This window comes from uncultured Candidatus Kuenenia sp., from assembly GCF_900696675.1.
GTDB classification, from domain to species: Bacteria; Planctomycetota; Brocadiia; order Brocadiales; family Brocadiaceae; genus Kuenenia; species Kuenenia stuttgartiensis_A.
The window spans coordinates 65,206-72,845 of sequence record NZ_CAADGZ010000003.1 but is presented as its reverse complement, the minus strand read 5'-3'; the positions used below and the strand labels follow the sequence as shown (position 1 = coordinate 72,845).

The following is a 7,640-nucleotide window of genomic DNA, read 5'->3' as shown; positions in this document are numbered from 1 at the left end:
TGACAAAAGGAAATATCCAACAGGGATAAAGGTTTCCGATCGGGAAATGGAAAAGATTAATATTGGAAAGCATAATTTCCATGGAGATTGGAATTATACAATTTCAAAAAATTGAGTCATTCACACCTTGTTATCCCATGCCATAGTTGTAAAAGTTATTATCTGACAACCCCTTACTGTTTTTTTTCAATTTGCAAAATTGGTTGCTTTTTATCGAAATCAAATATACCGCCGGGCAAAGTGAAATTGACTCGTATTTATCAATGTGATATAAAATGGATGCTAGGCGCAGAATACAGACAAAAAGATTATGTTACCGCAGAAGCAGAAAATAACAATAAATTTGTAACACTTTAGTTTTTTGAAAAATTCCCGGGATAGAAAAAATACCATGTAGCCCTGTTAGTGGCGGTCTGTTTGTAGCGCAATAAAATTCAATAAGGTAAATAGCTCCGTAGGAGCGGCCTGTCCGTATTCAGGTAGACCTGTTTATATGGATTTACAAGAGACAGGTTGCTCATAATTGCAGAGACAGGTTTCAAACCTGTCTCTACGATCTGTTATAATATCCTATTTTGCTACAAACAGGCTGCTCCTACGGAGCTTATAGGTAGTACATTTTTCAAAAAACTAAAGTGTTACATAAATTTACTTATTACCGTTATGTTCAATGGGGATGTTTCTTACTATTTTATTTGAGGGGGGAATTGCATTATGAAGGGTAAAAACTACATCAATGGCGCATTTGTTGATAGTGCTTCATCTGAAGTGTTTGAAAGCAGAAATCCGGCGTATTGTGATGAGGTGCTAGGGACATTTCCCCTTTCTTCTGCAGATGACGTCAATAATGCGGTGCTGGCGGCAAAGACCGCTTATGATACATGGAGAAAAATTTCACGGATAAGACGCGGCGAATATCTTGATGAATTGGCGCAGTTGCTGAAAAAAGACAGAGAAGCCATCTCTCAGTTGGTATCGAAAGAATGCGGGAAAGGGATTGCGGAAGGGCGTGCGGATGTAACGGAAGGCATTCATATGGTTCAATATATATTTGGCACAACAAGGATGCCGTATGGCGATATTATTGATTCGGAGATTGTAGAAAAAGACTCCTTCATGCGACGGAGGCCAAAAGGTGTTGTTGCCGCAATTACGCCATGGAATTTTCCCTTTGCGATTCCACTATGGCTGATTTGTCCCTCTGTAGTGGAGGGGAATACCGTTGTGTTAAAACCGTCCCGGGAGACGCCTTGCGTCGCTAATAAAATTGCAGAATATGTGCATGCTGCAGGATTTCCTCCCGGAGTAATTAATGTAATACATGGAGGTTGTGGAGATGCGTTGGTAAGACATTCCGATACACAGGTAATATTGTTTACCGGTTCATGTGAAGTTGGTGAAGGGATAAAGAAGATTGCTGCTGAATCCTATAACAAAATGTGCGCCTGCGAGATGGGGGGGAAAAATGCGATAATAGTTCTCGATGGCGCCAATATGGAGATAGCGGTGAATGCCTCTATTCTCAGCGCCTTTAAAACTTCAGGGCAGAGATGTACTTCCGCAGGCAGGTTGATTTTACATGTGAATATGCTTGAAGAATTTGAAAAGAGATTTGTTGAACTCGCAAAACGGATTAAAATCGGCAACCCTCTTGACGAAGAGGTATTTATGGGACCAGTTATAAATCAAGCAGCAACAGAAAAAATTTTACGATATAACGATTTTGCAAAGAATGAGGGGGCGGAGGTATTGCTTGACGGCTCCAGGCTTACTGGCGGGGGATATGATAAGGGGTACTTTATGTCTCCTTTTGTATATCGAATGAAAAATAATCCAAAGAGCCGTGTTCTCCATGAGGAGGTCTTTGGGCCTCATGTGGCGATTATCCCTGTGGAAAGTATTGATGAGGCTATTAATGTGTATAATGATACAGAATATGGTCTTTCCTGTGCAGTAATTACGGAAGATTTTCGAAAGGCGAGGCGGATAAGGGATGACTGTGAATACGGACTTGGGTATGTTAATTTACCTACAATAGGCGCGGAGGTACATTTGCCGTTTGGGGGACTGAAAAAGAGCGGGACCGGTCTCCCTTCCGCAAGCACTTTGATAGATGCGGTAACACACCGCACGGCATGGACGGTGAATCATGATTTAGAAATAAAAATGGCGCAGGGGCTTAGCGCTAAATTATCTTAGTACTTATCACCACTTACTTAATCTTGAGAGCACCACCATTAAACATCTGACGGAATTAGCAGAAAATGTATCACGAAAATGGCGATGGATAATTACTGTTGCATATATCATTGCCCTCTATGCCTTCCTGCCGTTTGCTCCTGCGATTTGGAGGTTTGCACTGCGACTGCTGGGAGAAAAAGTAAACTATTTGAGCGGGATATTCGTAAGTATCGCGGGAGTGTATTCCCTTTTCTTTTTAGTTTACCGGAAAAAGGCAAGGAATGTTTCTGTTTATGCGGCATTTTTTGTGATATCTCTGGCATGCCTTGTTTTGTTGAAGTATATGTGTGTGAATGGTGCGGAGAGATTCCATCTGCTATTTTACGGGATTTTAAGCGGTATTCTGTTCTGGGCGTTAAGAATAGACGTTCAAAATAAATTAATCTATGTGTATACAACCATTTTGGTATGTTTGGTAGGCGCAATTGATGAGTTTATTCAGGCAATTTTGCCGATGAGATGCTTTGATATGAGGGATATAGTGATGAACTGGTTTTCCGGCGGATTGGGAACTCTCTTTATTGTGTTTGTATTAAAGCCAGTTTGGGATACTGCAAAGGGGGGAAAGGGGTGTTGTCTTAAAAATCCTTATACGTAGCTCATCGTTTAGCCTTGCTAGTGAATATTACTGTGGTTGATTACAAAAACCTGCCTGGTTTTTCTTTTTGATCGTAAATGAGTCAAGCTGTTTTTGGGTTTCCTTGGAAGCTCTGCGGTCGAGCCACTTCCCGGGAGTCTCTCCCTTGCCCATTTTGTACATTATAAAAAGATAACCAAAGCCTCTAAGGAAATAGTTTCCTTCAACTGCTGCGCTGTGCCAGTGATTCCTGAGAAGTTTTGCATTGTGGCGTGTTACGGCAATAATATCCACCGGCAGGAAATAATCGCTCAGAATGCTGAACAGATTGAACCCTATCGGAAGAAACGGTTTCCCTTTTTTTGCCGAATCGGATACCAAAAGCGCCATATAGCGGCGGGGCTTGAGTATGCGGTGTATTTCCCGGATTACCTGTTCCAATGCTGTGTAATATTCCCCGGAAGTGGCCTCTAATTCTCCAATACAGTTTTCTTTTCCTGAATAAGTGATGTGGGTTGAATAGGGAGGATCGATAAAAACAAAATCTGCTGTTGCCTTTTCTATGGGGATTTTCCGTGCGTCTGCCTGTTTAATATCTTTGCGTGTTGGATTCAGATCAAACCCTAATGCCTCACGGTTTAGCTCCTTAGCAACATCTAGGGTTGTGCCTGCGCCGCACATGGGGTCAATTACAACATCTCCTGGTCGTGTATATCGCTGCAATAGGTTCCAGATGATATAAGAAGGAGTGGCTCCCTTGTAGTTCTGGGCGTGTTCCTGTTCACGAAGATAGTGCTGGGAAGGAAAATCCCAAAGTGTCAATGTCTGCAACCGGATTTTTTTATTCATTAATTAACTAAGGTCTCTTGAAATGTATTGCGCTTGCTTTAAAATATTGAATGGTTAAAACAGGATGGGGGGTAGTTGTCATTTGTTTTTGAGCGGTCTTCCTGGTGGCAGCGTCTTTATTCTTCTCCCCAGGAGTTTTTCAAATTTCTTGATAAATCGGTCATCACCGCAAGGACGTCCCGTCATTGAACATTTCTTTATATTTTTAATGATTTGTTCGTAATCCTTTTCTCTTAAATATTCTGACCAATCTTCGATTTCGGCATTTAAATAGCAATCGTAAGATAAAATACCATCTCTCTTTTGGGTGACATGACTGTACGCGCTCGACCATTTATACCTATGTGGTTTTCTTACGATGCCGGCACGAACAGGGTTGTTTTCTATATGTCGGACAGCGGCGTATGTGTGTTTTTTATCAAGGATGCAAGAATAAAATCTTCCTTGCCAGAGATGTCCTTTCTCATTTCGTTTACGATTAAAATATTGTGAATATCTCATGTGAAGCAGATTTAATGCGCGTGAAAGAGAATCTTTTTCGGCAGGTACACAAACGAGGTGAACATGGTCAGGCATAAGGCAATATGCCCATATCTTCAGAGAGTATTCACCGGCATACTCATGAAGCCATTGAATATAATGCTCATAGTCATCTTCTGTTTCAAAAACAGGCTTTTGATAGTTGCCTCTTTGTGTTACATAATGAGGGTAACGCGGGACTGTGATTCGTGCGATTCGTGCCATGAAAAAATAGTAATCCTTTTAATTTAAAATGTCAAAGAAAAAGGGTAGCTGTCCCTTGTATCACCATAATTATAAGAAAAAAAAGACCCCAATAAATTTTTACAATTATCAGGGTCTTTTGCGCCTTAATTATAACAATATTTTTAATAGTACTCTATATTTTCAATATACAACATTAATAGTATTTTATATACGGCAAAATATACGAGTATGCTTAATAAATATATTTATAATTTGACTACTTTTGTGGCTTTGTAGCCTTTTTGGTCTTTTACGACTTCAAACTCTACTTTATCTCCTTCTGCAAGAGTTCTAAAACCCTCGCATTCGATCGCAGTCTGATGTACAAATACATCTTCTCCATTGTCCTGAGAAATAAAACCAAAACCCTTTGAGTCGTTAAACCATTTAACGGTACCCTGTGGCATTCTTAAAATCACCCCCTTTCATAATTAAAAAAAACAACATTATAAACTAAAAAAGCTACAAGGTTGTAACACCTTGTAGCCTCGTTATAAACTTCCCTATATGCAACGATCCGGTACAGTACAACCAATCACTGGAAATAATATTATCACACTTTATCATTAAAGCAAGAGAAATTATTGCTTTTATCCATTTAAAAACAATAGTTCATGTGGTGTGTAGAACTCCACCAACATGGACAAGCCAGAACTAATTTCTACTCTAATGTAACTGGTGATTCTGGTGATTTGTTCTAAAACGTTGCTCATTTGTGAAGATAAAACCCACATAAGGATTTTAATGATATAAATAACTTCGTTTTTATCTAATATTTTATTGAATTTGAAACCTATTATTGGTAACATTTCCCCTTACGTTTACTTATTTAGAAATTATTCTGAAAGTTTTTAAGGAGTTAGTATGGCTTGCGGTTTTGAGGGTAAGAAAAAACATCGGTTAAACAGGAGAAAATACATTTTAAAAAGACGTAGAAGAAGACGCGATAAGGTATAAAATCGCATGTCTGTACCTGCAGGGAAGCAGTTAGTTTGTTTCGGTTAACACTCCCGGATATTTTTTAATAAATCATTCTTAAATTCATGCGCGGTATGACGTGAATCTGTTAAAAAGATAAATTCATGACCTACTGCCAACCCATGTACAGTAATGGGGAGGTAATGAAACATTCCGGAAAATCTCACCTTTCCTTTTACCTGCAATCATTCCCTGTCGTTGTAGCCGTTTTCGTATAATTATTTGCCATGCGAAACGGCTTTGTTTATGATGATATGTTTACAAGAACAAATAATTATTTGATAGATTTTTGGGCTAAATCCACCGCGTTTTTCAATATGGCATATTTTGCTGCTTCGGGAGAGCTGCTTAACTATCGCCCGGTAGTTAACATTTCCTTTTATTGTTACCTGTTTTTTTATTTAAAAAAATATCTGTTTTGCCACTTGGCCAGAGAGACAACATTAATAAGATAATTGAAAAAATATGGAGAAAAAAATAGGGGATTCGCCATATTTTCCAGTGAATCCCCTGTGTAAATTTTTGCAATACTGATATTTGAATTTCCTTTAATTCATCGTACCTTCAAGAAATCCTTCCAGTTTTCTACTGCGAACCGGATGTTGAAGTTTACGAAGGGCAATAGCTTCAATCTGCCGGATACGTTCGCGGGTTATATTGAACCTCTTTCCGATTTCTTCCAATGAGTGTGTGTATCCATCACTAATTCCAAAACGTAATTTAATAATCTCCCGTTCGCGGTAACTTAACGTATCAAGCACCTTTTGTATTTGTTCTTTTAATAAAGAACGCTGGGCAAGAAATATAGGGGCGTCTATTTTTTTGTCCTGAATAAAATCTTCAAACATTGTTTCTCCATCACTGCCAATTGGTGTTTCTAATGATATAGGTTGTGATGTTATCTGAAGCAATCTATATATTTCAGGCAATGGCGTATTGGTATCCCTTGCAATGGCTTCTAACTGTATTTTTTCCGCAGATGATCCCTGTCCGGCTTTGGCCACGTAAGTAGACTTATTGATTACATCCATCATATGCACAGGGATTCGTATTGTTCTTACTTTTTCTTCTGTTGCCCTGATAATAGCTTGTTTTATCCACCATGTTGCATATGTGCTGAATTTAAAACCCATCCTGTAGTCATATTTGTCCACGGCGCGCATAAGCCCCGTATTACCTTCCTGGATAAGGTCGTGAAAAGCCATCCCTCGTTTTCTATATTTTTTTGCGATACTTACTACCAGTCGTAAATTTCCCTCTGAAAACCGCTTTCTTGCCATCACATATTCATTGTAAATGGAATTAATAGAAAAAATAATTTTTTTCAACTCTTTCGCCGGCATTGCAAACAATGCCTCTATCTCATTGATATCACAAGAAAGTTCTTTGCATAATTCCCTTTTAAAATTACGATGGACGGTACGTTTTCTATTATAATCCGCAATTGTCGATAAAACCTCTAACAATTCACGCATAACCGGCAGTATGGTTTCCGACCGTACACTAATGGATTCTAACTCTTTAATCGCCATTCCCTTTCTTACGAGAATACTTTTATGCACCCTCAGCTTTTTATCCCGCGCAATATTTCCCCTGCGAATCTTTTCATAATCTTTTAAATTGCTTTCTATGCTCTTTCTGATATTGCTGGTAACCGCGTGAATCTGTTCAACAACTGCATCCCGGTTTTGTTCTCTTGCCGCTGATAATTCAACAAATTGAACAAGCTCTGATTCACTCTCCACTCCTTCCAGTAGTCGTATATACATTTCCAAGGCATAATCAAAACCCAGCACCTTGCGATGGAGCAGTCTGCTCATAACCCGTATCTTCTTCGCAAGGTAGATTTCTTCTGCAGGGGTAAGCAGTGGTATTTTTGCCATCTCATTTAAATATAATCGTACAGAATCATAATCGCGGCTCTTTTCTTCTTCCTGGTTCCATTCTGTTATCTCTTCCTCAACCGGGTTATTTTCGTTGTTTATTTGATCTAACCGTTCTGTTTTTTGTTTTAATATGGTCATAACACTATTTTATTGAGTTAAGTGAATAAAATAAAATAATCATCTACACGTATCATATAACATAATTTATTTATTAAATGTTCTCCTGGAATATATATTTTTACCATTTTACAAAATTTTAATGAAGTTTTTTTTATTCAAATTACTAAATAAGCGCGGATTATAACATAATAGTCTAATAAATCGGTACAAAATATTGCCCTGTT

Annotated in this window: 7 protein-coding genes; 3 read left to right on the top strand and 4 right to left on the bottom strand. The window is 38.6% G+C overall.

Annotated features, from left to right (window positions below; genetic code table 11):
- From QZT26_RS01315 to QZT26_RS01305, 3 genes are all read left to right on the top strand, one after another.
- On the top strand, positions 1 to 115 hold a 115-nt coding region (locus QZT26_RS01315; protein ID WP_295100125.1), incomplete at its 5' end, for a hypothetical protein.
- Between the two features lie 599 nt (positions 116 to 714).
- Entirely contained in the window at positions 715 to 2,199 is a 1,485-nt protein-coding gene (locus QZT26_RS01310) for an aldehyde dehydrogenase family protein (protein WP_295100121.1), read from the top strand.
- A gap of 190 nt (positions 2,200 to 2,389) precedes the next feature.
- On the top strand, positions 2,390 to 2,839 hold the full coding sequence (locus QZT26_RS01305; RefSeq protein WP_099326348.1) for a VanZ family protein: 450 nt from the start codon (positions 2,390 to 2,392) through the stop codon (positions 2,837 to 2,839).
- A 27-nt stretch (positions 2,840 to 2,866) separates the two neighbouring features.
- On the opposite strand, the gene QZT26_RS01300 is transcribed toward QZT26_RS01305, so the two are convergent.
- The 4 genes from QZT26_RS01300 to QZT26_RS01285 form a co-directional block, all read right to left on the bottom strand.
- Complete coding sequence (locus QZT26_RS01300; protein ID WP_099326349.1) at positions 2,867 to 3,667, bottom strand: DNA methyltransferase; 801 nt, start codon at positions 3,665 to 3,667, stop codon at positions 2,867 to 2,869.
- 78 nt (positions 3,668 to 3,745) lie between these two features.
- Positions 3,746 to 4,411 (bottom strand): transposase, encoded by a 666-nt coding sequence (locus tag QZT26_RS01295; RefSeq protein ID WP_099326350.1) that lies wholly within the window; start codon positions 4,409 to 4,411, stop codon positions 3,746 to 3,748.
- 227 nt (positions 4,412 to 4,638) lie between these two features.
- Positions 4,639 to 4,839, bottom strand: coding sequence for a cold-shock protein (locus QZT26_RS01290; protein ID WP_099326351.1), 201 nt, complete (start codon positions 4,837 to 4,839; stop codon positions 4,639 to 4,641).
- Positions 4,840 to 5,958: 1,119 nt separating this feature from the next.
- Entirely contained in the window at positions 5,959 to 7,434 is a 1,476-nt protein-coding gene (locus tag QZT26_RS01285; RefSeq protein WP_099326352.1) for an RNA polymerase sigma factor RpoD/SigA, read from the bottom strand.
- Positions 7,435 to 7,640 lie beyond the last annotated feature (206 nt).

Bases quoted from the DNA above. Each gene is read 5' to 3' on its own strand.
- QZT26_RS01310 (WP_295100121.1), top strand. From the start codon at position 715: ATGAAGGGTAAAAACTACATCAATGGCGCATTTGTTGATAGTGCTTCA.
- QZT26_RS01300 (WP_099326349.1), bottom strand. From the start codon at position 3,667: ATGAATAAAAAAATCCGGTTGCAGACATTGACACTTTGGGATTTTCCT.
- QZT26_RS01295 (WP_099326350.1), bottom strand. From the start codon at position 4,411: ATGGCACGAATCGCACGAATCACAGTCCCGCGTTACCCTCATTATGTA.
- QZT26_RS01290 (WP_099326351.1), bottom strand. From the start codon at position 4,839: ATGCCACAGGGTACCGTTAAATGGTTTAACGACTCAAAGGGTTTTGGT.
- QZT26_RS01285 (WP_099326352.1), bottom strand. From the start codon at position 7,434: ATGACCATATTAAAACAAAAAACAGAACGGTTAGATCAAATAAACAAC.